20 protein-coding genes are annotated in these 25,755 nt (G+C 72.8%); 10 read left to right on the top strand and 10 right to left on the bottom strand.

The annotated features are described in order from the left end of the window. Nucleotides 1-70 precede the first annotated feature (70 nt). From D1648_RS06650 to D1648_RS06625, 6 genes are all read left to right on the top strand, one after another. The gene (locus D1648_RS06650) at nucleotides 71-1,834 is read left to right on the top strand and encodes an ABC transporter ATP-binding protein (RefSeq protein WP_122939989.1); all 1,764 of its coding nucleotides are present in this window, start codon (nucleotides 71-73) and stop codon (nucleotides 1,832-1,834) included. Further along, complete coding sequence (locus D1648_RS06645; RefSeq protein ID WP_122939988.1) at nucleotides 1,831-3,678, top strand: ABC transporter ATP-binding protein; 1,848 nt, start codon at nucleotides 1,831-1,833, stop codon at nucleotides 3,676-3,678. The genes D1648_RS06650 and D1648_RS06645 overlap by 4 nt, the downstream gene beginning before the upstream one ends. Before the next feature lie 156 nt (nucleotides 3,679-3,834). Next, the gene (locus tag D1648_RS06640) at nucleotides 3,835-4,488 is read left to right on the top strand and encodes a DUF402 domain-containing protein (RefSeq protein ID WP_164518603.1); all 654 of its coding nucleotides are present in this window, start codon (nucleotides 3,835-3,837) and stop codon (nucleotides 4,486-4,488) included. 34 nt (nucleotides 4,489-4,522) lie between these two features. Beyond that, on the top strand, nucleotides 4,523-7,072 hold the full coding sequence (gene pepN / locus D1648_RS06635; RefSeq protein ID WP_122939986.1) for an aminopeptidase N: 2,550 nt from the start codon (nucleotides 4,523-4,525) through the stop codon (nucleotides 7,070-7,072). 103 nt (nucleotides 7,073-7,175) lie between these two features. Then, nucleotides 7,176-8,123, top strand: coding sequence for a mechanosensitive ion channel family protein (locus D1648_RS06630; protein WP_122939985.1), 948 nt, complete (start codon nucleotides 7,176-7,178; stop codon nucleotides 8,121-8,123). Next, entirely contained in the window at nucleotides 8,120-8,557 is a 438-nt protein-coding gene (locus tag D1648_RS06625) for a globin (protein WP_122939984.1), read from the top strand. The genes D1648_RS06630 and D1648_RS06625 overlap by 4 nt, the downstream gene beginning before the upstream one ends. Nucleotides 8,558-8,585: 28 nt before the next feature. On the opposite strand, the gene D1648_RS06620 is transcribed toward D1648_RS06625, so the two are convergent. After that, the gene (locus tag D1648_RS06620; protein WP_164518602.1) at nucleotides 8,586-9,071 is read right to left on the bottom strand and encodes a thioesterase family protein; all 486 of its coding nucleotides are present in this window, start codon (nucleotides 9,069-9,071) and stop codon (nucleotides 8,586-8,588) included. 39 nt (nucleotides 9,072-9,110) lie between these two features. On the opposite strand from D1648_RS06620, the gene D1648_RS06615 reads away from it, so the two are divergent. Beyond that, nucleotides 9,111-10,070 carry an acyl-CoA thioesterase II gene (locus D1648_RS06615; protein ID WP_122939982.1) on the top strand — a complete coding sequence of 320 codons (960 nt, stop codon included), beginning with the start codon at nucleotides 9,111-9,113 and terminating at the stop codon, nucleotides 10,068-10,070. Nucleotides 10,071-10,091: 21 nt separating this feature from the next. Here D1648_RS06615 and D1648_RS06610 read toward each other — a convergent pair whose 3' ends face one another. The 5 genes from D1648_RS06610 to D1648_RS06590 form a co-directional block, all read right to left on the bottom strand. Beyond that, nucleotides 10,092-11,411 (bottom strand): extracellular solute-binding protein, encoded by a 1,320-nt coding sequence (locus D1648_RS06610; RefSeq protein WP_122939981.1) that lies wholly within the window; start codon nucleotides 11,409-11,411, stop codon nucleotides 10,092-10,094. A 40-nt stretch (nucleotides 11,412-11,451) separates the two neighbouring features. Beyond that, nucleotides 11,452-14,016: an alpha-glucan family phosphorylase gene (gene glgP, locus D1648_RS06605; protein WP_122939980.1), complete on the bottom strand. Its 2,565-nt coding sequence runs from the start codon at nucleotides 14,014-14,016 to the stop codon at nucleotides 11,452-11,454. A gap of 315 nt (nucleotides 14,017-14,331) precedes the next feature. Continuing rightward, nucleotides 14,332-16,014 carry an energy-dependent translational throttle protein EttA gene (ettA, locus tag D1648_RS06600; protein ID WP_122939979.1) on the bottom strand — a complete coding sequence of 561 codons (1,683 nt, stop codon included), beginning with the start codon at nucleotides 16,012-16,014 and terminating at the stop codon, nucleotides 14,332-14,334. 137 nt (nucleotides 16,015-16,151) lie between these two features. Further along, complete coding sequence (locus D1648_RS06595; protein WP_122939978.1) at nucleotides 16,152-16,844, bottom strand: HAD family phosphatase; 693 nt, start codon at nucleotides 16,842-16,844, stop codon at nucleotides 16,152-16,154. Then, nucleotides 16,841-17,983, bottom strand: coding sequence for a PDZ domain-containing protein (locus D1648_RS06590; RefSeq protein ID WP_122939977.1), 1,143 nt, complete (start codon nucleotides 17,981-17,983; stop codon nucleotides 16,841-16,843). Before D1648_RS06590 ends, D1648_RS06595 begins: the two co-directional genes overlap by 4 nt. Nucleotides 17,984-18,066: 83 nt before the next feature. Here D1648_RS06590 and D1648_RS06585 point away from each other — a divergent pair, with 83 nt between their 5' ends. Together D1648_RS06585 and D1648_RS06580 are read left to right on the top strand one after the other, a co-directional pair. Next, nucleotides 18,067-19,608 (top strand): zinc-dependent metalloprotease, encoded by a 1,542-nt coding sequence (locus tag D1648_RS06585; RefSeq protein WP_122939976.1) that lies wholly within the window; start codon nucleotides 18,067-18,069, stop codon nucleotides 19,606-19,608. Next, a complete protein-coding gene (locus D1648_RS06580) occupies nucleotides 19,598-20,212 on the top strand; it encodes an NUDIX hydrolase (protein ID WP_122939975.1) in 615 nt (204 codons plus the stop codon). The genes D1648_RS06585 and D1648_RS06580 overlap by 11 nt, the downstream gene beginning before the upstream one ends. Nucleotides 20,213-20,223: 11 nt before the next feature. Here the strand turns inward: D1648_RS06580 and D1648_RS06575 are convergent, their stop codons facing one another. Then, complete coding sequence (locus tag D1648_RS06575) at nucleotides 20,224-20,814, bottom strand: M48 family metallopeptidase (RefSeq protein ID WP_122939974.1); 591 nt, start codon at nucleotides 20,812-20,814, stop codon at nucleotides 20,224-20,226. Nucleotides 20,815-21,363: 549 nt separating this feature from the next. Here D1648_RS06575 and D1648_RS06570 point away from each other — a divergent pair. Then, entirely contained in the window at nucleotides 21,364-21,522 is a 159-nt protein-coding gene (locus D1648_RS06570) for a DUF5679 domain-containing protein (protein ID WP_010551122.1), read from the top strand. A gap of 304 nt (nucleotides 21,523-21,826) precedes the next feature. On the opposite strand, the gene D1648_RS06565 is transcribed toward D1648_RS06570, so the two are convergent. The 3 genes from D1648_RS06565 to nudC all read right to left on the bottom strand — a co-directional run bounded on the left by D1648_RS06565 (nucleotide 21,827) and on the right by nudC (nucleotide 25,724). Beyond that, nucleotides 21,827-22,126, bottom strand: a complete 300-nt coding sequence (locus tag D1648_RS06565) for a WhiB family transcriptional regulator (RefSeq protein WP_122939973.1) — start codon at nucleotides 22,124-22,126, stop codon at nucleotides 21,827-21,829. A gap of 317 nt (nucleotides 22,127-22,443) precedes the next feature. After that, nucleotides 22,444-24,576 carry an ATP-dependent DNA helicase UvrD2 gene (locus D1648_RS06560; protein ID WP_122939972.1) on the bottom strand — a complete coding sequence of 711 codons (2,133 nt, stop codon included), beginning with the start codon at nucleotides 24,574-24,576 and terminating at the stop codon, nucleotides 22,444-22,446. 230 nt (nucleotides 24,577-24,806) lie between these two features. Continuing rightward, complete coding sequence (gene nudC, locus D1648_RS06555; protein WP_122939971.1) at nucleotides 24,807-25,724, bottom strand: NAD(+) diphosphatase; 918 nt, start codon at nucleotides 25,722-25,724, stop codon at nucleotides 24,807-24,809. Nucleotides 25,725-25,755 lie beyond the last annotated feature (31 nt).

Below are 25,755 nucleotides of genomic sequence, written 5' to 3'. Positions count from 1 at the left end.
GTGCGCCTGACCGGTCACGGCCCGGGAAAACACGTTGCACCCCGGGGCCGGGGAGGGTTGGATCGGACGAGTGCCCCTCTCCTCCTCCGCCGCGTCCGCGGCGACCTCCTCCGCAGCGCGCCCCGCCCCCGGCGTGCTGCGCTCGATCCTGCGCGACCACCGCCGTGACCTCGCGATCATCCTGCCGCTGGCGACCGTGTCCGAGGGCGTCGAGATGCTCATGCCGATCGTGCTGGGCCTCATCATCGACCGCGGCATCCTCGCCGGCGACCTGCCCCTGACGGTGCTGGGCGCGGCGGGGCTGATCCTGCTGCGCGTGCTCGGGGTGCTGCTGTGGGTGTGGACCTTCCTGCTCTCGCAGAAGGCGGTCATGTACCAGCGGCACCGGCTGCGAGTGGGCCTGACCGGCGCGGTGCTCGACCCTCGCTCGCGCACGGTGCGCCGACCGGCCGGGGAGGTGCTCTCGATCGCGACCTCGGATGCGGACAAGGCTTCCGACGTCATGGACATGGTCCCGTGGGTGATCCCCTCCGTCCTCGCCGTGCTCGGCGCGACCGCCTATCTCGCCGCGATGGACCTGTGGCTGGGGATCGCGATGCTGCTCGGCATCGTGGTGATGGTGGTGGTGATCTGGGTGATCACGCCGACGCTGTCGGCGCGCTACGACGATCAGCAGTCCCAGGCCGCCGAGGCCGCCGCGACCGCGACGGACCTCGTGCACGGCCTGCGCGTGCTGCAGGGCCTGGGCGTGCAGAGCCGGGCACGGGCCACCTACCGCCGGCGCTCCCGCGTCGCGCTGGACGCCGCGCTGGTCAACGCCCGCTACTCGGGCCTCTCCTCGGGGCTCACGACGCTCGTGACCGGGACGATGCTCACCGCGGTCGTGGTGCTCGCCTCCCTGCGGACCCTGGACGGCGCCCTGTCCCTCGGCGTGCTCATCGCCGTGGTGGGCGTGGCCCGCTACGTCATGGGGATGCTGCAGGGCCTCTCCGGAGCGCCCGTGTGGTGGGCGGGGATGTCCACCTCGGCGCGGCGCGTGCGCGACCTCTACACCGACCTCGGCCGCACGGTCGACGACCCCGAGCTGGGCCTGGACGTGCTGACCACCCGGCGCGACGACCGCGGCCAGCAGGGCCTGGGCCGGCGCGGCGCGGCCGGCGGGCTGCACCTGCCGCTGCTGTCCGTCGCCGACGGCGAGGTCGTGGCGCTGGCCTGCGCCGACCCGGCCGACGCCGCGGACGTGATCGACGCGGTCAGCGGCCGCGTCGACGCCGGCGCACGGGTGGGCACCACCGCGATCACGCCCGAGGGCCGGCTGCGGCTGCGGGCAGACCTCCTCGTCGAGCCGCACGTCGTGGACCTCTTCGACGGCAGCCTGCGCGAGCAGCTCGCCACCCGCGCCCCCGAGCAGGGCGGCGTGGACGACGGGGACGACGCCTGGGCCGATGCGGCCCTGCACGCCGCCGGGGCCGAGGACCTGCTGCGGATCCTGCCCGAGGGCTACGACACCCGGATCCTGGACCGCGGCGCGAACCTCTCCGGCGGCCAGCGGCAGCGCATCGCACTGGCCCGCGCGGTCGCCGCGGACGCGCCCGTGCTCGTGCTGCACGACCCGACCACCGCGGTCGACGCCGTGACCGAGCAGAACATCGCCGAGGCGCTGGTCGCGGCGAGGCACCGCACCGACCGGGCGACCCTCCTGGTCACCCGCGCCCCGGCGCTGCTGCAGGCCGCGGACCGGGTGGTCTTCGTCCGCGACGGGCGGATCACGGCCGAGGGGGAGCACACCGATCTGATGGGGCACGAGCAGTACCGGGAGGTGGTGCGGCGATGAGCGCTCGGGACACGCCCGGCCTGGACTGGGACCGTCCGCTCGAGGAGGTCCTCGGCGACGACACGACCGCACGGCGGCAGCTGGCCGAGCACGCCCAGCTGCTGCCCATCGCGGGCCCCGGCGCCTCGCTGCGCTTCATGCTCGCGCGGCTGCGGGAGCACTGGCTGTCCACCACGGCGACGCTGCTGATCACCGTCGGCGGCGCGGTCGCCGCCGCGATCCTGCCCCGGCTCATCGGCTCCGCCGTGGACGTGGTCGCCGGCGGCGGCTCGAGCGCCGAGGTGTGGTCGCTGGGGCTGCGGATCCTGGGCGTCGGGATCGTCCAGGCCGTGCTGATGGCGGCGGGATGGTCGATGATCTCCGCGCTCGGCCAGCGGATCCTCGCCTCGATGCGCGAGGACGTGATCGACCGAGCCCTGGACCTGCCCGCGCAGACGATGGAGCGCACCGGGATCGGCGACGCCCTCTCCCGCGTCGCCGACGACGTGGACGTCGCCGCCCGCGCGGTGAACAACCTCGTCCCGAACCTCATCCAGCTCGGCTTCCTGGTGCTGATCACGCTCGGCGGCATGGCGACCCTCTCGCCGTGGCTGCTGCTGATGGTCGTGATCATCGTGCCGATGTACGTGCTGGCCGCGATCTGGTACCTGCGCCGCACCGGACCGATCTACCGCCGGGAGCGGATCGCGATGGGCGCCCGCGCCCAGGGTCTGCTCTCGGCGATCCACGGCATCCCCACCGTGCACGCCTACGGCATCGAGCGGCGCGAGACCCGGCACGTGGCGGTGCTCTCGGAGACCGCGGCGCTGCTGAACATGCGCGTCATGCGCCTGGTGAGCCGCCTGGTGATGGGCCTGAACGTGCCCGAGAACCTGGCGCTGGCGATGGTGGTCGGCGTCGGCTTCGTACTGGTGCAGACGGGGACCGCGCCGGTCGGGCTGGTCACCGCGGCGGCGGTGTACCTGGTGACCCTGTTCTGGCCGATGATGGCGGTCATCTTCAACCTCGACGAGGTCCAGTCGGCGCTCGCGAGTCTCGCGAGGATGGTCGGGGTGATCACCTCGATCGACCCGGCCGTCTCCCCCGGGGACCAGGTGCCGGCTGACGCCTCGATCCGCCTCGATCAGGTCTCCCACGCCTACGGCGAGGACGCCGACGGCCGGGAGCGGATCGTGCTGCGCCCGCTGGACCTCGAGATCGCGCCCGGGGAGACGGTGTCCCTCGTCGGCGCCTCCGGGGCGGGCAAGTCCACGCTCGCCGCGATCCTCGCAGGCACCCTCGCGCCGCGCCACGGCCGGGTGCTGCACGGCGGCGCGGACCTCGCCGCGGCGGATCTCGAGTCGATCCGCCGCCACGCCTCGATCGTCTCCCAGGACGTGCACGTCTTCCGCGGCACGCTGCGGGAGGACCTGCAGCTGGCCGCCCCCGACGCCTCCGACGAGCTGCTGCGCGTGGCGCTCGCCCGGGTGGAGGCGCTCGCCTGGGTGGACCGCCTGCCGCGCGGCCTGGACACCGAGGTGGGCGAGAAGGGCGAGCGGCTCACCGCCGAGCAGTCCCAGCAGCTGGCCCTCGCCCGGGTCTCGCTGCAGGACCCGGCGGTGCTGATCCTCGACGAGGCCACGGCCGACGAGGGCTCCTCCGGGGCGCGCGTGCTCGAGCGGGCCGCCCTCGAGGTCGCGCGCGGCCGCACCACGATCATCGTCGCCCACCGCCTCTCCCAGGCCCGGGTCGCCGACCGGATCCTGGTGATGGCCGACGGCGCGGTCGTCGAGCAGGGCACGCACGAGCAGCTCATCACCCTCGGCGGGGACTACGCCCGACTGTGGGAGGCCTGGTCGGGCTGAGGCCCGCACGGCCGGTGCGGCGCGCCGCACCGGCCGACGGGATCGAGGCGGTATGGTCGCCCCATACGCCTACCCCTCCACGGGCAGCGCAGCCCCGGCCCGGTGGCCGGTCGGTACGGGGCGTCCGCGGAGGCCGATCCGGCCGGGATCACCACCATGTCTTCCACCCCGCGCTGGTCGCCCGGCGACCAGGTGACCTGGACCTACTACACCCCACAGCACCCCACCCGCACCGTCCGCCCCGGCACCGTCGTGCTCGACGACGACCGCGGCGTGGTGGTGTGGATCGCCCCCGGCACCGAGGTGCTCCTGCCCGTGCTCGAATCCGGGGCGGCGCTGCGCCGGGCCGGCGACGAGGGGATGTTCACCGCTCCCCGCGTGCAGTCCAAGCAGCTGTGGACAGGCAACGGCATCCTCATGATCGGCCTGCCGGACAAGCCCTACTCGATCTGGCTGTTCTACAAGGACGACGGCTCGCTGGGCTGCTACTACGTGAACCTCGAGACGCCCTACGAGCGGACCGAGGAGGGCGTGCGCACGCGCGACCTGGTGCTCGACCTGGTGGTGCTGCCGCGCCGGGACTGGCACTACAAGGACGAGGACGAGCTCGAGGGTGCCGAGCGCACCGGCTACTTCAGCAGCGAGGAGATCAGAGGGATCCGGGAGGCGGGGCGCGAGGCGGAGCGGCACATCGCCGAGTGGACCTATCCCTTCTCCGCCGGCTACGAGTACTTCTTCCCGGATCCCACCTGGGAGCTGCCGCGCCTGCCCGAGCACTACACCTGGGACCTGGACCTCACCCGACGGTGAGCACCGGGGACCCGCCGGTGGCAGGATGGTCCCCATGTCCTCCAAGAACCTCACCCGGGACGAGGCGCGAGGTCGCGCCTCCTTCCTCAGCACCGACGCCTACGAGATCCGCCTGGACCTCACCACCGACGAGCGGACCTTCCGCACCGAGACCACGCTGCGCGTCACCGCCGCCGAGGCGCGGGAGACCTTCCTCGACCTGATCGCCGAGGAGGTCCACGAGATCGAGCTCAACGGCGAGCTGTTCGCGGACCCCGCCTCCCGCTTCGACGGCGCCCGCGTGCAGCTGCCCGCCCTCGCCGAGGGCGAGAACACGGTGCGGGTGCTCGCGACAGGCCGCTACATGAACACCGGCGAGGGGCTGCACCGCTTCGTGGACCCCGTGGACGAGGAGGTCTACCTCTACACGCAGTTCGAGGTCTCCGACGCGCGGCGCATGTTCGCCTGCTTCGAGCAGCCCGACCTCAAGGCCACCTTCCAGCTCACCGTCACCGCGCCCGCCCACTGGCGGGTCATCTCCAACGCGCCCACCCCGGAGCCGTCGGCCGCGGGCGAGGGCACCGCGACCTGGGCCTTCTCCCCCACCGAGCGGATCTCCACCTATCTGGTCGCACTCATCGCCGGGAACTACCAGGGCGGCACCGGCGAGGTCACCGCGCGCGACGGCCGCACGATCCCGATGGGCGTCTTCGCCCGCGCCTCCCTCGCCGAGCACGTCGACGCCCAGGACGTCATCGACGTGACCCGCGCCGGGATCGAGTTCTACGAGGAGGCCTTCGACCAGGACTTCCCCTTCCGCAAGTACGACCAGATCTTCGTGCCGGAGTACAACATGGGCGCGATGGAGAACCCCGGGGCGATCACCTTCGTGGAGTCCTACGTGTTCCGCTCGGACGTCTCCGACGCGATCCGCGAGCGGCGCGACCTCACGATCCTCCACGAGCTCGCCCACATGTGGTTCGGGGACCTGGTGACCATGCGCTGGTGGGACGACCTGTGGCTGAACGAGTCCTTCGCCGAGTACGCCTCGACCCTCGCCAGCGCCGAGGTGACCCGCTGGAGCGACTCCTGGACCACCTTCGCCCTGTCGGAGAAGAGCTGGGCCTACCAGCAGGACCAGCTCCCCTCGACCCATCCCGTGGTCGCGGACATGGTGGACCTCGAGGCGGTCGAGACGAACTTCGACGGCATCACCTACGCCAAGGGCGCCTCCGTGCTGCGCCAGCTGGTCGCCTACGTGGGCCGGGACGAGTTCTTCGCCGGGGTGCGCGCCTACTTCGCGAAGCACGCCTGGGGCAACACCGAGCTGAGCGACCTGCTCTCCGAGCTCGAGACCACCAGCGGCCGCGACCTGTCCCGCTGGGCGGAGCTGTGGCTGCAGCGCGCGGGCGTGAACACCCTCTCGCCCGTGATCGAGCAGGACGCCGACGGCGCCGTCGCCCGCTTCGCGATCGCCCAGACCGCCCCCGCGGAGCACCACGTGCTGCGCCCGCACCGGCTCCGGGTGGGCGGCTTCCGTCTGCAGGACGGCGACCTCGTGCGCACCGAGACGCTCGAGCTGGACGTGGACGGGGAGCTCACCGAGGTGCCCGAGCTCTTCGGCCGACGCGCGGACCTGTGGCTGCTCAACGACGGCGACCTCACCTATGCGAAGGTCCGACTGGACGAGGACTCCCTCGCCGTCGCGATGGAGCACCTGCGCCATCTCGAGGACCCGCTGGCCCGCACCCTGCTGTGGTCCGCGGCCTGGGACATGGTGCGCGACGCAGAGCTGCCCAGCCGCCGCTTCCAGCAGCTCGTGCTCGCGAACCTCACCGGCGAGGACTCCTCCTCGGTGCTGCGCACCCTGCTCCAGCAGCTCGAGACGGTCGCGGGCCCCTACGCCGCTGTCGAGGAGCGGGCCGGACGCACCGAGCAGGCCGCCGACGCCGTGTGGGCCCTCGCCCAGGAGGCCGCACCGGGCTCCGACGCGCAGCTGCAGCTGCTGGAGAGCTTCGCGCGGCTGGCCCGCACCGCCGCGCACCGCAGCACCCTCGAAGGCCTGCTCGGCGGCGGCCTGACCCTGCCCGGACGGACGATCGACACCGATCTGCGCTGGAAGCTCGTGATCGCCCTCTCGGTGCTCGGTGGTATCGACGCCGCCGGCATCGACGAGCAGCTGGCGGCCGACGACACCCAGTCCGGACGCAAGCACGCCCTCACCGCCCGCGCCGCCCAGCCCACCGAGGTCGCGAAGGCCAAGGCGTGGCGGCGCACGGTCGAGAAGGACACCCTGGCCAACGAGTCGGTCACCGCCGTCGTGCAGGGCTTCCGACGCGTCACCGACGAGTCGCTCATCGCGCCCTACCGCCCCCGCTACTTCGAGGAGATCTCGCGGATCTGGGCGGAGCGCTCGAACGAGATCGCGACCCGTCTGGTGGCCGGGTACTTCCCCCACTCCTACGGCGGGCAGGGAGTCCTCGACGCCGCCGACCAGTGGCTCGCCGACTCCGAGGACGCCCCCTTCGGGCTGCGCCGGATCATCGTCGAGGGGCGCGACACCGTCGCCCGCCAGGAGCGGGTGCGCGCGGCCGACGTCGGCTGAGCCGCCGGGCCCGGCCGGTCCTGTCCCCGCCGGTCCCACGGTGACGAGCCTCGCCCCGCCGCGGTCATGACGACCGCGGCGGGGCGAGGCTATCGTCGAGGACATGCAAGACGACCCCCTGGACCTCGATCCCCTGCTCGCCGCGCCGACCACCGACGAGGCCCTCACCCTCGCCGACCAGCTGCTGCGATGGCTGGCCACGAGCGGTGTGAAGATCGTCGTGATCCTGGTGGCCGCGACCGCGCTGAGCGTCCTCGCCGGCTGGCTGCTGCGTCGCTTCTTCCGCACGATGGTGCAGTCCGGCTCGCGCCTGTCGACGGTCGCCGGCACCGTCATCAAGCGCGATCCCCGCTCGCAGAAGGCCGCCCAGGCGCGCCGCGAGCAGCGCGCGGAGACGCTCTCGAACGTGGCCCGCAACCTCGCGCGCGCCGTGATCTGGTCCGTCGCGCTGATGATGGTCCTCTCCGAGATCGGCGTGAACATCGCCCCGGTCATCGCGAGCCTCGGCGTGGTGGGCCTGGCCGCCGGCATCGGCGCGCAGACGATCATCAAGGACGTCGTCGCCGGCATCGTGATGCTCTTCGAGGACATCGTCGCCGTGGGCGACTGGGTCGACCTCGAGTACGCCGAGGGCACCGTCGAGTCGATCAACCTGCGCGCCACCCAGGTGCGCGGCGTGGACGGGGTGCTGTGGACGGTGCGCAACGGCGAGATCATCCGGGTGGGCAACTACGCCCGCGGCTTCTCCAACGCCGTGGTCACCCTGGACATCGACGCCGGCGCCGACGACGAGAAGGTCACCCAGGTCCTCGAGCAGGTCACCACCGAGCTCGCGGCGGACCCGCGCTGGCAGGAGCCGATCCTCGCCGGCGCCGAGATCTCCGGCATCCTCTCGGTCGACGGGAACCGCTACCAGCGCCGCGTCGTGATCCAGACCGTCCCCGGCCAGCAGTGGGGCGTCGAGCGCGAGCTGCGCGCACGGATCCGCGCCGGCTTCGCCGCCTCGCAGCTCTCCTTCGCGATGCCCCGCTTCATCGAGGCGGCCCAGTGACCTCCTCCGAGCAGCAGAGCCTCTACGACGCCGTCGGCGGCGCGCCCACCTTCGCCCGGCTCGTCGAGCGGTTCTACGAGGGCGTCGCCGAGGACCCGCTGCTGCGCCCGATGTACCCCGAGGAGGACCTCACCGGCGCGAAGCACCGTCTGGAGACCTTCCTCGCCCAGTACTGGGGCGGGCCGCGGACCTACAGCGAGGAGCGCGGGCACCCGCGGCTGCGGATCCGCCACGCGACCTTCCCCGTCTCCCCCTCGGCGCGGGACGCATGGCTGCGGCACATGCGCACCGCCCTGGACGAGCTGGAGCTGCCGCCGCTGCACGAGCAGACCCTGTGGGACTATCTCGAGCGCGCCGCGCACTCCCTGCTGAACACCGTCGACGGCGGCGAGGCGCCCGCGGCGGGCCGGGAGATCCCGGGCCGGCTCTCCTGAGCCGGAGCGGTCCCCCGCCGCGGCCGGCTCAGTCCCGGAAGGCGAGCGGCGGGCCGGCGAAGGCCTGCAGCGAGTCCCGCAGCTCCTGCGGCAGGCGCACCGGGGTCCCGGCGTCCGCGTCGATCATCACCATCACCGTCCGCGCCCGCGCGTAGGGCGCCTCGCCCTCGGGGTCGTCCCGCGTCAGCACGAGATAGTCGGCGGTCAGGCTCGCCCCGCCGATCCGCGAGAGCCACAGCCGCACGATCACCCCGTCCCGGCGATGGCCGAGCTGGCGCGGGTACTCGATCCGCTGCGAGGCGATCACCGTGGCGAGCTCGGAGCCCGCCCCGCCGGCGGGCAGCTCCGCGGGCGGCGGGATCGCGCCGAGGGCGAGCTGCTCGGGGGACGGGGGCCAGAAGGCGGCGATGCGCGCCTCCTCCAGCAGCCGCACCATCGCGGCGTTGTTCACATGGCCGTAGGCGTCCAGATCCGTCCAGCGGACGGGCACGGGGATGTCGAGCGTCTGGGGCATGACCGCCATGCTAGATCCCTCGACCAGTACGATCAGCGCATGACCAGCACGAGCCCTTCGCACTCCGCCATCGCCGCCGGCCTCGTGGACCTGCTGGACCTGCGCACCGTGCAGGTCCCGGCCGGCGCCGCGCCCGGTGGTCCCGTCGCCGTCTTCGAGGGGGACTCCTCCCCCCAGCCCGGCGGGCACGTCTTCGGCGGGCAGGTCATGGGGCAGGCCGTCACCGCGGTGGGGCGCACCGTCCCCGCGGGGCGGAGGATCCATTCGATGTACTCCTACTTCCTCGCCCCCGGCGATCCCGCGCACCCCATCCGCTTCGAGGTCGACGCGCTGCGCGACGGCGGATCCTTCTCCGTGCGGCGGGTGCTGGCGCTCCAGCCCGGCCGCTCCGCGGAGGAGGGCGAGCGGACGATCCTGGCGATGACCGCCTCCTTCCAGGAGGAGCAGGAGGGGCTCGAGCACTCCGAGCGCGCTCCCGAGGCCCCGGCCCCGGAGGGCCTGCCCACGACCGCCGAGGTGCTCGCCGGCATCGACCATCCCGTCGCCGAGTACTGGTCCACCCAGCGACCCATCGACATCCGCCACGTCACCGATCCGATCTACCTCCGGCCCGACGCCAATGGCGCGGAGGGGGAGACGCAGATGGTGTGGATGCGCACCCTGGCCCCGGTCGCGGCGGACCCGCTGGTGCACGATGCGATCCTGGCCTTCGCGAGCGACTACACGCCCTTCGAGCCGATCCTGCGCAGGCAGGGGCTGAGCTGGATGACGCCGGGGCTGAAGATGGCCACGATCGATCACGCGATCTGGTGGCACCGCCATGTGCGGGCCGACGAGTGGCTGCTGTACGTGCAGCGCTCCCCCTCCGCCTCCGGCGGCCGCGGGCTCACCCACGGGCAGGTCTTCGACCGGGACGGCGACCTCGTCGCGACCGTCACGCAGGAGGGCATGATCCGGGCCGGAAGACCCGGCGAGGACGGCGCGGCGCCGCGGCGCTGAGCCCGCCCGGGCCCCGCAGCCTCAGCCCATCACCTCGCGCGCGGCCTGCTGGGCGCGCGGCAGGGCCTCCTCGGCGGTGCTCTCGCCCCGGAACACCTCGGCGATGACCTCGAGCGCGGCTCCGGTCGCCTCGGCGGAACGCGCCCCCTGCTCGGGTCGGGCCGGCTCGGCGGGGGCCTCGAGCACGGAGACGTCCACGCCGGCGGTCGCCCAGCTCTCCTCCCACGCGGAGCGCAGATCGCGGTGCGCGGGGATCCCGAGCCGGTTCTCCGCCAGCGGACGCTGCCCCTCGACCCCGCCGAGCCAGCTCAGCAGGGCGCCGATCGCCTTCTCGCGGTCCTCGTCGTCGGGGTCCACGCCGACCGCGGCGACGGAGTGCACCAGGGGCCTGGCGCCCTCGGTGCCCTCGACCACCGGGTGGAGGGTCCACTCGAAGGCGCCGTCGACCTCGTCGACGAGGGTGTGCAGGTCGTAGGTGCCCGTCTGCAGCAGCCCGAGCTGTCCCGTGACGAACAGGTCCCGGCACCGGGTCGGCTCCTCCACGGTCTCGGCAGCATCGGGTGCGAGATGGTCGGCGGCGAGATCGGCGAGGTACTGGATCGCGGCGACGCCCTCCTCGGTCGCGAAGGACATCGCCCCGTCCTCGTCCTGCCAGGTGCCGCCCTGCCCGGCGAGGAAGGGGCCGAGCACCGCGGTGCGGTCGAGATGCGCGCTGAAGCCGAACCTCGCCCGCGAGGCGGGGTCGAAGCCCTCCTCTCCCGGGTGACGGCCCTCCCCGTCGGCCGTCAGCGCGGCGGCGAGCTCCCGCAGCGGATCGGAGGGCGCACCGGGCTCGGCCCGCAGCGCCGAGGCGTCCCCTCCCGCCTCCGCGACCAGATCCTGGTTCGCGACCAGCAGGCTCTGGTCCCAGATCTGGGGGACGCCCCAGAGCGTGCCCTCGAGCCGGTGGAGCTCCGCCGCGGACTCCTCCCAGCCCGACACGTCCCGCCCCACGATCTCGCCGACGTCCAGGAGCACGTCGGCCGCCTGGGTCTCGGCGAGATGGGCGGTGTTCATCCACAGCACGTCCGGCAGGGAGCCGGCGGCGACGTCCAGCGGCAGCTGGCTCCAGTAGTCGTCCCAGCCGAGCACCTCGAGCTCGACCTCGATGCCGGACTCCTCGGCGAACGCGGCGAGAGACTCCTCGTAGGCGGCCGCAGCCGCCTCGCTCCACACCCGCATGCGCAGCCGGTCCCCCTCCTCGAGCGAGGCCGGGGCGCCGCGGGAGCAGCCGGCGAGCGCGCCGGCCCCGGCCAGTCCCGTCGCGGCGGCGGAGAGTAGGAGCTGACGGCGGGTCGGCACGGGGGCGGGCCTCTCGGTCGGGGCGGTCGGGGTGCGGACCTCAGGCGGTGGCGACCAGCCCGAGCTCGGCGCGGGAGGCGAGCACCGGATGATGCGGGGTGACCCGCACGGTGCATCCCACCCTGCCGGGGACGGCGAGGGCGAAGCGGGCGCTGAAGCGACCGTCCTCCCCGCGCTGCAGCGGGATCAGCTGCGGGTCGATGATCTCATCCTCCGCGCCGAGCGTGCCGAGCACCGCCTCGACGAGCACGTCCTGCTCGTCGAGCCCGGCGAGGTCGACGTCGGCCCGCAGGGTGATCTCCGCCCCCGTCGCGACATGGGAGCCCTCGGCCCCCTCGAGCTGCGCCCCGCGCACCGCCACCTGCGGCCACAGCCGACCCACTCGCGCCTTCCACTCGGTGAACTCGCCGGCCAGGGCCGGGTCCGCGGTGAACGCGCCCGCGGCGCGGGCGGCGGGGAGGTAGAGCTCGGTGGCGTAATCGCGCACCATCCGGGCGGCCGTGATCTGCGGGGCGATCGTCACCAGGGAGGAGCGGACCTTCCGCATCCAGCCGCGCTGCATCCCGCGCGCATCGCGCTCGTAGAACAGCGGCGCGATCTCCTGCTCGAGGATCTCGTAGAGGGCGCCGGCCTCGATCCGGTCGCGCTCGACCTGATCGGCCACGTCCGCGGTCGGGATCGTCCAGCCCGCCTCGTCGTCCTTCATCTCGTCCCACCAGCCGTCGGAGATCGAGAAGGTCAGCCCGCCGTTGAGCACCGCCTTCATCCCGGAGGTGCCCGAGGCCTCCTCGGGACGGACGGGGTTGTTCAGCCACACGTCGGCGCCCGCGATCAGCACCGAGGCCATGCGGATGTCATAGTCCGGCAGGAACACGATGCGGTGGCGCACCCCGTGGTCGTCGGCGAACTGCACCAGCTGCTGGAGGAGCTCCTTGCCGGGACGGTCGGCGGGGTGGGACTTGCCGGCCACGACGATCTGCACCGGCCGCTCCTCGTCCAGCAGGATCCGCTTCAGCCGTGCGGGATCGCTGAGCATGAGGGTGAGGCGCTTGTAGGTCGAGACGCGGCGGGCGAAGCCGATGGTGAGCACGCTCGGGTCGAGGATGTGGTCGGTCCAGGCGAGCTCCGCCGCATCGGCACCGCGCCGCAGCCAGGAGTCCTTCACATGCTTGCGCGCCATGTCGACGAGGTCGGCGCGCAGCGCGTGACGGGCCTCGGTGAGCTCGTGGTCGGTGAGGGTGGACAGCGCGGACCAGTCCGACATCGAGGAGATGTCCACATCGCCCAGCGCCTTCTTGTACAGGTCGTCCATGTGGGCGGAGGTCCAGGTGCGGCGGTGCACGCCGTTGGTGACCGAGCCGATCGGCACCTCGGGCACCTCGAAGCCCGGGTACAGGCCCTGGAACATCGCGCGCGAGACGGCGCCGTGGAGCTTCGCGACCCCGTTGGAGCGCTGGGCGATGCGGAAGCCGAGCTGCGCCATGTTGAACACGTCACCGCCCTCCTCGATGCCGAGCGCGAGCGCTGCCTCGACCGGCAGGGAGGGGATCAGGCGGGAGAGCCCGTGCTCGTCGGCGTCGAGATGGCGGCGCAGCTGGGAGGCGTCGAAGCGGTCGATCCCGGCGGGCACCGGGGTGTGGGTGGTGAACACGGTGCCGGCGCGCACCTCGGCGACCGCCTCGGAGAACCCTGCCCCGTCGGCCATCAGACGGCCCACCCGCTCGAGCCCGGAGAAGCCGGCGTGGCCCTCGTTGAGGTGGAAGACGCTCGGTGCGGGCGCACCGGTGAGGCGGGCGTGCTCGAGCACGGCGCGGACGCCGCCGATGCCGAGCACGATCTCCTGGACGATGCGGTGCTCGTGGTCGCCGCCGTAGAGGCGGTCGGTGATCTGGCGGGCCTCCTCGTCGTTGCCCTCCACATTCGTGTCCAGGAGCAGCAGGACGACACGCCCCACCTGCGCCTTCCACACCGCGATCGCGACGTCGCGGCCGCCCGGCAGCGTCACCGAGACGGTCAGCTGCGCACCGTCCTGGTCGAGCACGGGCTCCACGGGCAGGTCGGCGGGGTCGTTGAGGCGGTACCCCTCCTGCTGCCAGCCGCTGCGGTCCAGGGACTGGGAGAAGTAGCCCCACTGGTAGAGCAGGCCGATCGCGGTCAGCGGCACGCCGAGGTCCGAGGCGGACTTCAGGTGGTCGCCGGCGAGGATGCCCAGGCCGCCGGAGTAGATCGGGAGCGTCGGGGTGATCCCGAACTCCATCGAGAAGTACGCGATCGAGGAGCCCGCTCCGGTGCCCAGCGCGCCGGGCACGGTGCGCTGGAACCAGCGCCCGGAGTCGAGATAGGTGCGCAGGTCCCCGACCTCGGAGCGCATCCGGGCCAGGAAGGACTCGTCGCGCGCCGCCTCGGCCAGACGGCCGGCGGGCACCATGGGCAGCATCGCGAAGGGGTTCTCGCCGCTGTCCACGAAGGCCTTCGGGTCCAGGGAGCGGAACAGGTCGAGGGTCTGGCGGCGCCAGGACCAGCGCAGGTTCAGCGCGAGATCGCGCAGGGGGACGAGGGCCTCCGGGAGCTCGGAGGAGACCGTGAGCGTGCAGAGCGGCTTCATGGCCCCAAGGTACCCGAGCAGCACCCCGTGCTTGCAGCACTCTTGCGTGTCGCGCGAGGCAGCACGCCAGGCTCATTCCGGACGATCACCAGCACCGTTGGGACACGTGCTGTTCACCGGCATCGCGGACGTCCGACGCGCAGCACCCATCGCGCAAGAAGTTTCATGTCCGTGGCCCGGCCCGCCTCGGCCTGCTCGACCTCGCACGGGACGACGCCGACCCTCGCCTGCACGTGGTGCCCGCGGGCCGACGACGAGGGCCGATCACCCCTGGGGTGATCGGCCCTCGTCGTCGGCCCCGGCGGGGGGCGGGGCTCAGTCGCGGGTCAGGCGGCGGTAGGTCACGCGGTGCGGCCGCGCGGCCTCCTCACCCAGACGGGAGACCTTGTTCTGCTGGTAGGACTCGAAGTTGCCCTCGAACCAGTACCAGTTCGCCGGGTTCTCCTCGGTGCCCTCGTAGGCGAGGATGTGGGTCGCGACGCGGTCGAGGAACCACCGGTCGTGGGAGACCACGACGGCGCAGCCGGGGAACTCCAGCAGCGCGTTCTCGAGCGAGCCGAGGGTCTGCACGTCCAGGTCGTTGGTGGGCTCGTCCAGCAGCAGCACGTTGCCGCCCTGCTTGAGGGTGAGGGCGAGGTTCAGACGGTTGCGCTCGCCGCCGGAGAGCACGCCCGCCTTCTTCTGCTGGTCCGGGCCCTTGAAGCCGAACTGGGAGACGTAGGCGCGCGAGGGGATCTCCACCTTGCCGACCTGGATGAAGTCCAGCCCGTCGGAGACGACCTCCCAGAGGTTCTTCTCCGGGTCGATGTTCTCGCGGTTCTGGTCGACGTAGCTGATCTTGACGCTCTGGCCGATCTTCAGGTCGCCGCCGTCCAGCGGCTCCAGGCCCACGATCGTCTTGAACAGCGTGGTCTTGCCGACGCCGTTGGGGCCGATGACGCCGACGATGCCGTTCGGCGGCAGGGAGAAGGAGAGCCCGTCGATGAGGATCCGCTCGCCGAATCCCTTCTTCAGGTCCTTGGCCTCGATCACCTGGTTGCCCAGGCGCGGGCCGGGCGGGATGGTGATCTCCTCGAAGTCGAGCTTGCGGGTCTTCTCGGCCTCCGCCGCCATCTCCTCGTAGCGGGCCAGTCGCGACTTGGACTTCGCCTGCCGGCCCTTGGCGTTCGAGCGCACCCACTCCAGCTCCTCCTTGAGGCGCTTGGCGAGCTTCTGGTCCTTCTTGCCCTGGACCTCGAGGCGCTGCTCCTTCTTCTCCAGGTAGGTGGAGTAGTTGCCCTCGTAGGGGTAGAGGTGGCCGCGGTCGACCTCGGCGATCCACTGGGCGACGTGGTCGAGGAAGTAGCGGTCGTGGGTGACGGCGATGACGGCGCCCTCGTACTGCTGGAGGTGCTGCTCGAGCCAGAGCACGCTCTCGGCGTCGAGGTGGTTGGTCGGCTCGTCCAGCAGCAGCAGGTCCGGCTTCTCCAGCAGCAGCTTGCACAGCGCCACGCGGCGGCGCTCGCCGCCGGAGAGGTGGGTGACGGGCTCGTCGCCGGGCGGGCAGCGCAGCGCGTCCATCGCCTGCTCGAGCTGGGAGTCGAGGTCCCAGCCGTTCGCGGCGTCGATGTCGCCCTGCAGGGTGCCCATCTCCGCCATGAGCGCGTCGAAGTCGGCGCCCTCCTCGGCCATCTCCTCGCCGATCGCGTTGAAGCGCTGGACCTTCTTGAAGAGCTCGCCCATGCCCTCCTGGACGTTCTCCAGGACGGTCTTGGACTCGTCCAGCGGCGGCTCCTGCAGCAGGATGCCCACGCTGTAGCCGGGGCTGAGACGGGCCTCGCCGTTGGAGGGCTGGTCCAGTCCCGCCATGATCTTCAGGATGGTCGACTTGCCGGCGCCGTTGGGGCCGACCATGCCGATCTTCGCGCCCGGGTAGAAGCTCATGGAGACGTCATCGAGGATGACCTTGTCGCCCACGGCCTTGCGGGCCTTGTACATCGTGTAGATGAACTCTGCCAATTCGGTGTCCTTGTCGAGGGGTGGTCGGTGTGCGGTTCGCTCACCGGCGCGCCGCACCTCGGCGCCGCACGGGAGTCGTCACGGTGCCCGACTCTACCCCGCCCCGGACGGACCCGCCCGCCGGGGCGGGGCCGTCGTCAGTCCAGCGGGATGCCGCGCTCGGCGAGGACGCGCCGGGCGATCGCCGCGCCGTGCTCGGTGCCCTCGGGATGCGGGTCGCCGTTGCGCGGCCACAGGTGGGCGTCGATGCCGAGCGCACGAGCGGCGGCGACGTTGTCCTCGCGGTCGTCGAAGAAGAGCACCGAGGAGGGCAGGCGCACTCCCCCGGTCTCGTGGGCGAGCACGTCCAGCAGCACCTCGTAGATCTCCCGCTCGGGCTTGACGCTGCGTTCCTCTGCGGAGATCACCGCGAGGGTGAAGGCCTCGAACCAGTCGGCGCGCCGCACCGCCTCGCCGAAGGCGGCCGAGGCGTTGGACAGCAGCGCGAGGCGCACGCCGTTGCGGGCGAGGTCGTGCAGCAGCGCGCGGGATTCGGGGTCCAGGCGCAGGAAGTAGCGGTTGTCCGCGTCCTGGAGCTCCTCGACCTCGGCGGCCGTGAGCTCCTGGATCCCGGCGGCGCGGGCGACGGCGCCCCAGTACTCGGCAGAACTCGTGCGGCCGGCGTCGTAGGCGCCGCGCTCGGCCCACAGCGCCTCGCCGACGGCGGCGGCGTCCCCGCCCAGCAGCTCGTGGATCGCGGGGACCGGGTCGTGCCCGGCGCTGAGCACGCCGCCGAAGTCGAGGACGACGGTGGGCTTCGGCGGGGTGCGGCGGCGGTTGCGCTTGCTCATGGGGTGCTCACGTCCTCACAGGTGGGAAGGCCTTCGACGGTACCGGTCCCGGCGATCGTGCCGGTCGCCTCGAGCGCCTCCTCGAAGCTGCCGACGGCGACGACCTGGAGGCCGTCGGGCTCGTAGCCGACGACCTCGTCGCAGTTCGCCGTCGGGGCGAGGAAGAACTCGGCGTCGGACTCGGCCGCGCCGACCATCTTCTGGCGGATCCCGCCGATCGAGCCGACGGCGCCGTCCTCGGCGATCGTGCCGGTGCCGGCGATGGCATGGCCGCCGGTCAGGGCGCCCGGGGTGAGCTCGTCGTAGACGGACAGGGAGAAGACCAGACCGGCGCTGGGGCCGCCGATGTCGCCGACGGCGATGTCGATGTCGAGGGGGAACTCGTGGCCCTCGGACAGGACCACGCCGAGCCGGAGGGTGCCGTCGACGAGCTCGGCGGGGACCTCGAGCTCGGTCTCCTCGCCGTCCCGGCGCACGGTCATCGGCACGGCCCCGTCCTTCGAGGAGCCGGCGATGAGGTCGCGATATCCCTCCACGTCCGCCGCGGTCTCGCCGCCGACGGAGACGATCACGTCCCCGGCCTCGAGGGTGCTCGCTGCCGCACCGTCCTCCTGGACCCCGGCGATCATCACCACGTCGCGGTACTCGATCCCGAGCTCGTCCAGGGCGACGGCGACGGCGCCCTGCTGGGAGGTGCTCATCGCGGCGGTGTTGGTCAGGGTGGTCTCCTCGCGGGTCTGCCCCTCGGGGAAGACCGCCTCGCGGGGCATCACCATCTTCGTGCGGTCGAACCAGGCGGTGACGACCTCGACGGGGGTGACGCGATAGCCGGGGCCGCCGTCGACGGAGACGGTGGTCATCATCAGCTCGCCGTCGGTGGGATAGGTCTCGGCGCCGTCGATCGCGAGGATCTGCTCGTCCTCCCAGTCGCCGAGCACGTCGATCGCGGGACCGGGCCGCTCGATGACGTAGGGGACGGGGAGCAGGGAGCCGCCGAGGATCATCGCGCACAGCAGCACCAGCATCGACAGGGCCAGTCGCGGCCGGGCCAGCTGGGCGTCGTCGATCGCGCGCGCGGCCGCGGCGCGCACCCCGCGGCGTCGGGCAGGGGGCGTGGGCTCGTCGGTCACGCAGGACATTGTGCCCCACGTCGCGGGGCGGTCAGCGAGCACCCGGGGTGCTGTCGGTACGCTGGGAGCCCCACGGACCGCAGGAGGTGGCCATGAGCGATGCCCCGATCCCGGGTGGACCCGGAGACATGGACGAGGAGGCGCTGAAGCGCTTCCTGAAGGAGACGTTCGGGGACGCGCTCCCCGAGGGGGCGCTGGACGGGCTGGACCTCTCGGCCCTCGCGCAGCAGGCGAACCTCCCCCAGGACCCGGCGCAGCTGCGCGCCGCCGCCGCCCAGATGCAGCACCTCTTCGCCGCGCAGGGCGACAGCCCCGTGAACTGGCAGATGGCGGAGGACCTCGCGCGCCGCACCGCCGCCGGCCAGGTGACGCTGCCGGGCGTCGACGCGCCCTCCGGCACGCCCGGCGATCCCTCTCCGTCGGCCGAGCAGGTCGCCGAGCTGCGCCAGGCCGCGCAGGTGGCGCGGCTGTGGCTGGATCCGGTGCTCGCGATCGACGTGCCCTCCGCGGAGCTGCAGGTGTACGGCCGCGGCACCTGGCTGGCCCGCACCCTCCCGCGCTGGAAGCCGATCGTGGAGCCGGTGGCGAAGTACATGGCCGGCGCGATCGGCGAGGCGATCAGCGCCCAGATGGGGCAGATGGGCGATCTGGGCGCGGCGGGGATGCCGATGCCCGGCGGCGATCCGGCCGGGATGATGGAGAGGATCGGCGGGACCATGTTCGGCGTCCAGTTCGGTCATGCGATCGGGGCGCTGGCCCGCGAGGTCTCCGGCACCACGGACCTCGGGCTGCCGCTCGGCCGCGAGGGCGAGCCTGCGCTCATCGCCGCGAACGTCGAGGACCTGATCTCCGCGCACTCGCTGGACCCGGCCGCGGCGCGGATCTTCCTCGCGGCCCGCGAGATCGCGCACATCGCCCTGTTCGACGCCGCGCCCTGGCTGGGCCGTGCGCTGTTCTCCGCGATCGAGGACTACTCCCGCGGGATCACCCTGGACCTCGACGCGCTCGACGAGATGGTCCGCGACCTGGACCTCTCGGATCCGGAGGCGCTGCAGGCGCGCCGGCCCGAGGAGATGTTCGTGTTCACCCGCCGCGCCTCGCAGGAGCGTGCCCTGGAGGAGCTCGCCACGACGCTCGCCCTGGTCGAGGCGTGGGTCGACCACGTCACCACCAGGGCCCTCACCGGCAAGCTCCCGGATCTGGAGGCGCTGCGCGAGGTGCTGCGTCGCCGCCGTGCGGCCGGCAGCCCGGCCGAGCAGATGCTCTCGCGCACCGTCGGCATCGAGCTGCGCCCCCGCCGGGTGCGCGAGGCGCTGTCCTGGTGGGAGTCGGTGCTGGACACCGAGGGCGAGTCCGGTCGCGAGGCGAAGTGGGACCATCCTGATCTGCTGCCGACGGCGGAGGTGCTCTCCGGCACGCCGCAGGCTCCGCGGGAGGACGCCGCCGCCCCGGCCGAGGGCGCGGAGGCGCTCGCCGACGTCTCCATCCCCGTCGACTTCGACGCGGAGCTCGAGCGGCTGCTGTCCGGCGAGGGCGGCGAGAGCGCGCCCCGCGAGGACGAGCAGGGCGGGGTGCGAGGCGCCGACGGCGAGGACGACCAGGGCGAGGACGGCCCGACGGGCCATGCCCGCTGACGCGGGCGCCGCTCCCGAGCCGGCCGCGACCGAGCTCGAGCGCGCCGCCCGCGGCGCGGTCTCGAATCCCCGTCTCGCCCGCGAGTACCTCGCCCTGCTGCGGGGGGCGCCCCGCGCCCTGTACCGCGACGGCGGACCGGCCCACCTCACCGCGAGCGCCGTCGTGGTCGATGCGCCCGGGGAGCACGTCGCCCTCGTCTGGCATCTGAAGGGCCTGTTCTGGGTGCAGCCCGGCGGGCACCTCGAGGACGGCGAGGTGAGCCTCGAGCAGGCTGCGCGGCGCGAGGTCGCCGAGGAGATCGGGCTCGAGGACCTGGAGCTCGTCGGCGACGGCCCGGCGATGCTGCACCGCCACGGTCTGGACGCCGCCTTCGGGCGGTGCAGGGAGCACTGGGACGTGCAGTTCCTGCTGCGGGCTCCGCTCCCGGCCGCGCAGATGCCGCTGCGCGCGAGCGAGGAGTCGGGCGCGGCGGAATGGTTCCCCTGGCCCTCCCGGACGCCCCTGGCGGGCACGGCGCAGGAGCTGCTGCCCTCCGGTGTGGTCCCCGATCTCCCGGCCACGCTCGAGGCGCTCGCCGACCGCTACACGGCGGTGCGCGGCTAGCGGGAGACCTCTCACCCCTCCCCCGGCGCCTCCTCGACGTCATCGCCGCCCAGCGGCGGCATGTCCTTCGCCCAGGAGACCCCGTCGAGGAACCCCTGCGCCTTCTCGGCCTGCGGGTAGGCGGCCATGAGGGCCTTGAACTCCGGGCCGTGGCCCGGCACGAGCAGGTGCACGAGCTCGTGCATCATCACCGAGCGCACCACGTAGTCCGGCATGCCCTGCAGCTGATGGGAGAGCCGGATCGTGCCGTCAGCCGGAGTGCACGAGCCCCAGCGGGCGTTCTGACGTGTGGACCAGGTCACCGAGGTGGGGTGGGCTCTGCCACCGAGATGAGCCTCACTGACCTCCCGCGCCATCGCCATCAGCTGAGCGTCGCTGCGCCGGGCGGGGCGCCGCCGGGACTCCTTGGCGACCAGCTGGTCGACCATCTTCTTCGCCCATTCCCGCTCCTGCCGAGCGCTGAAGGCAGCGGGGATGGCGATCACGAGGTCGCCCTCGCGCCGAGTGATGGACACGGTGCGGCGCCGACGGGCGCTGCGCCGCACCAGCACCCGCTCGCCGGCCGGGCCCGCGAGCTTCTCGTGGTGGACCAGATCGTTCATGAGGGAAGCCTGGCATGCTTCGGTGACGAAAAAAACTTCGTCCACAGCTGTGCACTGCGAACGGGCCGGTCAGAGCCCCGTGACCGGGGGCGATGTCGTCTCCTCCACAGTGTTCGCACCGACGGGGGATGCCTGTCCACAGGATGGGGCACGTTGTCCACAGTCGATCCCCGGCCGATCTTTGACCCGCCCGGTCCGCAGAGGCTAGGTTTCCCTCCACGTGGGACCCCGGGATAACTAGCAGGACGCACACGGGGAAGGTGCGCGTGGTGCTGAGCGCCCCCGGGGTCCCACGGCCCGGCCTCACGTTGCCGTCGGGCCGCCGATATCGGCTCGTCGTGCGCACTTCCTCGGCTCCTGCGGAGCCCCCCAGCCTCCCGAAGCGCGCGACGAGCCGGTCAGATCGGAGCTTCGTCTCCTCCTGCCGCGTCACGGCCTCACGGATTCGTGCGCATTCACGGCCCCCGTTACAGTGGTCCGGTCCCGGCCTCGCGGTGAGAGCTGCGCGCCGGTGATCGTTCATCACTCACGAAGCAACGAGGAGCGGATATGGCCGACGAGACCTATGCCGGAGAGTTCTACTGCGTCAAGTGCCGCGAGAAGCGGGAGGCCGAGGGCAATGTCGTCGTCTCCAACGGCCGTCGCATGGCCAAGGCCGTGTGCCCCGAGTGCGGCACCAAGCTGAACCGGATCCTCGGCAAGGCCTGATCGACGTACTGGCGAGGGACGAGCCGGTAGGAGATCAGGCAGTCAGCACTGCTGATCGACGTACTGGCGAGGGACGAGCCGGTAGGAGATCAGGCAGCAAGCACCCCTGATCGACGTACTGGCGAGGGACGAGCCGGTAGGAGATCAGGCAGTCAGCACTGCTGATCGACGTACTGGCGAGGGACGAGCCGGTAGGAGATCAGGCAGCAAGCACCCCTGATCGAGACACTCTCTCGAGACCGCGGAGGGCGGGGCACCGATCGGTGCCCCGCCCTTCGTCGCCCGGGTGCGGTGCCGGGCAGGCTCATGCCGCGTCGGCGTCCGGGAGGGGGTTCTTCCGCGGGCGGCCGCGGCCGCGCTTGACGGCGATGATGCGGCCGTCCTGGAAGATCGCCCCGCCCCACACGCCCCAGGGCTCTCCCCGGTCGAGGGCGCCCTGGCGGCACTCCTCGATGAGGGGGCACTGCGCGCACAGGCGCTTGGCCGCCTCGAGGTCCGCGGGACGCTCGGAGAAGAAGAGGTCGGCCGCGTCGGCGTCATGGCACGGCAGCATGTCCGCGGAGGTCTCCGCAGGGTTCAGGAAAGTGGTGAGTAGAGAAGTCATCGTCTCGCTGCTTCGAAGTCGTCGGTGGGACGAGCCCCTGTGAGGGGCGGGGGCGGCGGCGGTGCCGCCCCGTGCAGCGAGGTGGGCCTCGTCAGCTCAGGGGGAGCACCGCAGGGGCATAGCCCCGTTCGCGTGGCAGAAGGGAGGGCGCGCCGAGGGGGCGCTGTCCGACCACTGCGAGATTCCTGGTGATCATCACGTGACCCACCCCCTTTCTGTGCGCGTGCCCCGGTTTCCCGGCTCACGACCCGAACGATTGACGTCAGCGACTCTACACCCTGCCTGCCGGATGCAGAAGTATTTTTTGACCTGCGGTTTCAGTTCTTCTCGGCGGTGCCGGCGAGGATCTGCAGGAGATCGGTGCCGTAGGAGGAGAGCTTCGCCGGGCCGATGCCGGGCACGCCGAGCAGCTCCTGCTCGGTGCGCGGAGCGCGCTCGGCGAGCGCCTCGAGGGCGGCATCGGTGAGCACGGCGTAGGCCGGCACGCCGCGGCGCGAGGACTCCTCGCGCCGCCAGCTGCGCAGCTCGGCGAGCAGCGCAGGACCGGCGGTCGTGGGGCAGCCGTCGTGGCGGCCGCGGCGCTGCTCGGCGGCGGAGACGAGCCCCTGACCGCACACCCGGCACTCGGAGTAGACGGTCGCGGAGCGGCGTCCGGTGCGGCGCGGCCCGGGACCGGGCGCGGTGCGTGGGGAGTCGGGGTGGGCGAGGACCCCGTCGAGGAAGCGGGAGGGCTTGCGGGAGCCGCGGGCACCGGGGGTGCGGGCCGCGGCCCAGCTCACCGTGAGCAGGTCCCGGGCGCGGGTGAGGGCGACGTAGAACAGGCGCCGCTCCTCCTCCACCTCGGCGGGGGTCTTCGCCATCGAGATCGGCAGCAGCCCGTCGCTCGCGCCGACGACGAACACGACCGGCCATTCCAGGCCCTTGGCGGCGTGGACGGAGGCGAGGGTGACGCCGTCGACGACGGGGGCGGCCTGCGACTCGGCCCGCTCCTCGAGCTCGCGGACGACGTCGGCCATGCTCGCCCCGGGCCGGGCGGTGATGGTGTCGGTGAGGCCGACGAGGGCGTTGAGGGAGTCCCAGCGGTCGCGGATCGCGCCGGTGGTCTCCGGTGCCGTCTCGGACCAGCCCTGCTGGGAGAGGACGTCGCGGACGGCGCGGGCGGGGTCGAGCTGCTCGACGCGGGTCGCGGCGCGCAGGGAGACCATCGCCCGGCGCACCTCCTGGCGCTCGAAGAAGCGGTCACCGCCGCGCACCAGGTAGCCGATGCCGCGGGCGGTGAGCGCCTGCTCGAAGGCCTCGGACTGGCTGTTGGTGCGGAAGAGGATCGCGATCTCGGAGGCGGTGCGTCCCTCGGAGATCAGCGCGCCGATGCGGTCGGCGATCCCGTCGGCCTCGGCCGGGTCGTCGGGGAAGGACTCCACCAGCGGCGGCGGGCCGGCATCGCGCTGGGAGACGAGGGTGAGGCGGCCGGCCCGGGTGCGGCCCTGGGCGCCGTCCAGGACGGTGTTGGCCATCCGCACGATCTCGGGGGTGGAGCGGTAGTTGCGCTCGAGGCGGATGGTGCGGGCGCGCTTGAACTCGCTGCGGAAGTCCAGCAGGTAGGAGGCGCGGGCGCCGGCGAAGGTGTAGATGGTCTGGGCTGCGTCGCCGACCACGCACAGATCGTCCGAGGTGCCCAGCCACAGCCGCAGCAGGGCGTGCTGGAGGGCGGAGACGTCCTGGTACTCGTCGACGACGAAGTGCTTGTACTGGGAGCGGACCTCGCGGGCGACGTCGCCGCGCTCGGTGAGGAAGCCGACCATGTGCAATAGCACGTCCTCGAAGTCGATCACGCCCTGCTCCTTCTTCACCTCCTCGTACTGGGTGAGGATGCGGGAGATCGAGCGGGAGTCGAAGCCGGCCACCCCCGTGCGGCGGGCCTTCTCCGCCGCGTCGGGATAGGACTCGGGGGTGAGCATCGAGACGCGGGACCACTCGACCTCGGCGACGATGTCGCGCAGCGCCGCCCGGTCCACGCTGAGGTGCAGGCGGGAGCAGGCCTCCCCCACCCCGGCGTACTTGCTGGCGATGATGTCGGGCATCGGCCCGCCGACGACGCGGGGCCAGAAGTGGCGCAGCTGGCGCAGCGCGGCCGAGTGGAAGGTGCGGGCCTGGACGGCGGGAACCCCGAGGTCGCGCAGGCGCGAGCGCATCTCGGCGGCGGCCTTCGCGGTGAAGGTGACGGCGAGGACGTGGCGGGGGTTCAGCTGACCGGTGGTGACGCCGTAGGCGATGCGGTGGGTGATCGCGCGGGTCTTCCCGGTGCCGGCACCCGCGAGGACGCACAGCGGCGTGCCGAAGCTGCGGGCCACCTCCCGCTGCTCGGGGTCGAGCGCGGCGAGGAGGGACTCCGCATCGGCCGGGGCGGAGGGGGCGGGAGCGGCGGGGTCGGCAGCGGTCTGGTCGGTCATCGCCCTCCATCCTGCCAGGGCGGTGCGACGCTCCACGGGGTGCTGTGGACGGCGGGTGCCTCACACACCCCCCGGTGCATCGGGGCACGAGCGGACGGGGCTGTTTCGGCCGGGCACCTCACGGGTACTGGCGTGTGGCGTACCTCTATGCCCATATAGGCGTACTGGTACGCCATGCGCCAGTACCTGACAAGCGGCCCCGCGGCGGCCGACGGGCCGGCGAGCGCCGCTCAGGCCTCGGCGGAGCGGCCGTACCAGTCGTCGATCAGGGCGCGGCCCATGGAGGCGGCGCCGGGCAGCTCGATCTCCTCGGCGGCGAGAGCCGCGGCGAGCTCCTCGCGCGAGAACCAGCGCGCCTCGGCGATCTCCTCGTCCTGGAGGGTGAGCTCGGCGGCCTCCGGTGCCCAGGCTCGGTAGCCGAGCATGAGAGAGCGCGGGAAGGGCCAGGGCTGGCTTCCCATGTACTCGACCTCGGTGACCGTCACCCCGACCTCCTCGTCGACCTCGCGCGCGACCGCGTTCTCGAGGCTCTCGCCGGGCTCGACGAAGCCGGCCAGCACCGAGTGGAAGCGGCCGCGGAAGTGCGCGTTGCGGGCCAGGAGCAGCCGGTCCTGCCCGTCGCGCACGGCCATGATCACGGCGGGGTCGGTGCGGGGGAACTGCTCGACGCCGTCCTCGCGGCAGCGCAGCACCCAGCCGGCCATCTCGGGCTCGAGCAGCCCGCCGCACAGGGGGCAGTGCCGCATCGAGCGGTGCCAGGCGCCCATCGCGACCGCAGCGGCGGCGAGGTCGGCGTCGGCCTCGTCGAGGCGATCCGCGACGCGCCGGAGGTCGCGCAGATCACGGCCGGGGTCGTCGAGCTCGGGGCTCGGCTCGGCGATCTCCACGGCGAGCACTCGCAGGCCGTCGCGGCGCCCCAGCAGGACCAGCGGCTGGGTGGTGCCGCCGCGCGGATCGGCGGTCTCCAGCACGGCGCGGAGGGTGCCCTCCTCGTCCTCGGCCAGGGCGACGGCCCCGGCACGGGTGACGAGATAGCGGGCGTCCTCCCCCGGGGCGAGGATCCCCGGGTCGTCACGCAGCAGCGCGTCGCGGTCGGAGCCGCGGAGGGTGAGGGGTGTGCTGAGGTGCGGTCCACGGAGCGTCGGCATGGTCTCGAGCCTACGCGGCAGGCGGGGGTCG

It is taken from the genome of Brachybacterium sp. EE-P12 (assembly GCF_003711805.1).
GTDB lineage: Bacteria > Actinomycetota > Actinomycetes > Actinomycetales > Dermabacteraceae > Brachybacterium.
The sequence above is the reverse complement of the archived record's forward strand: the minus strand, read 5'-3'. Positions and strand labels throughout refer to the sequence as shown.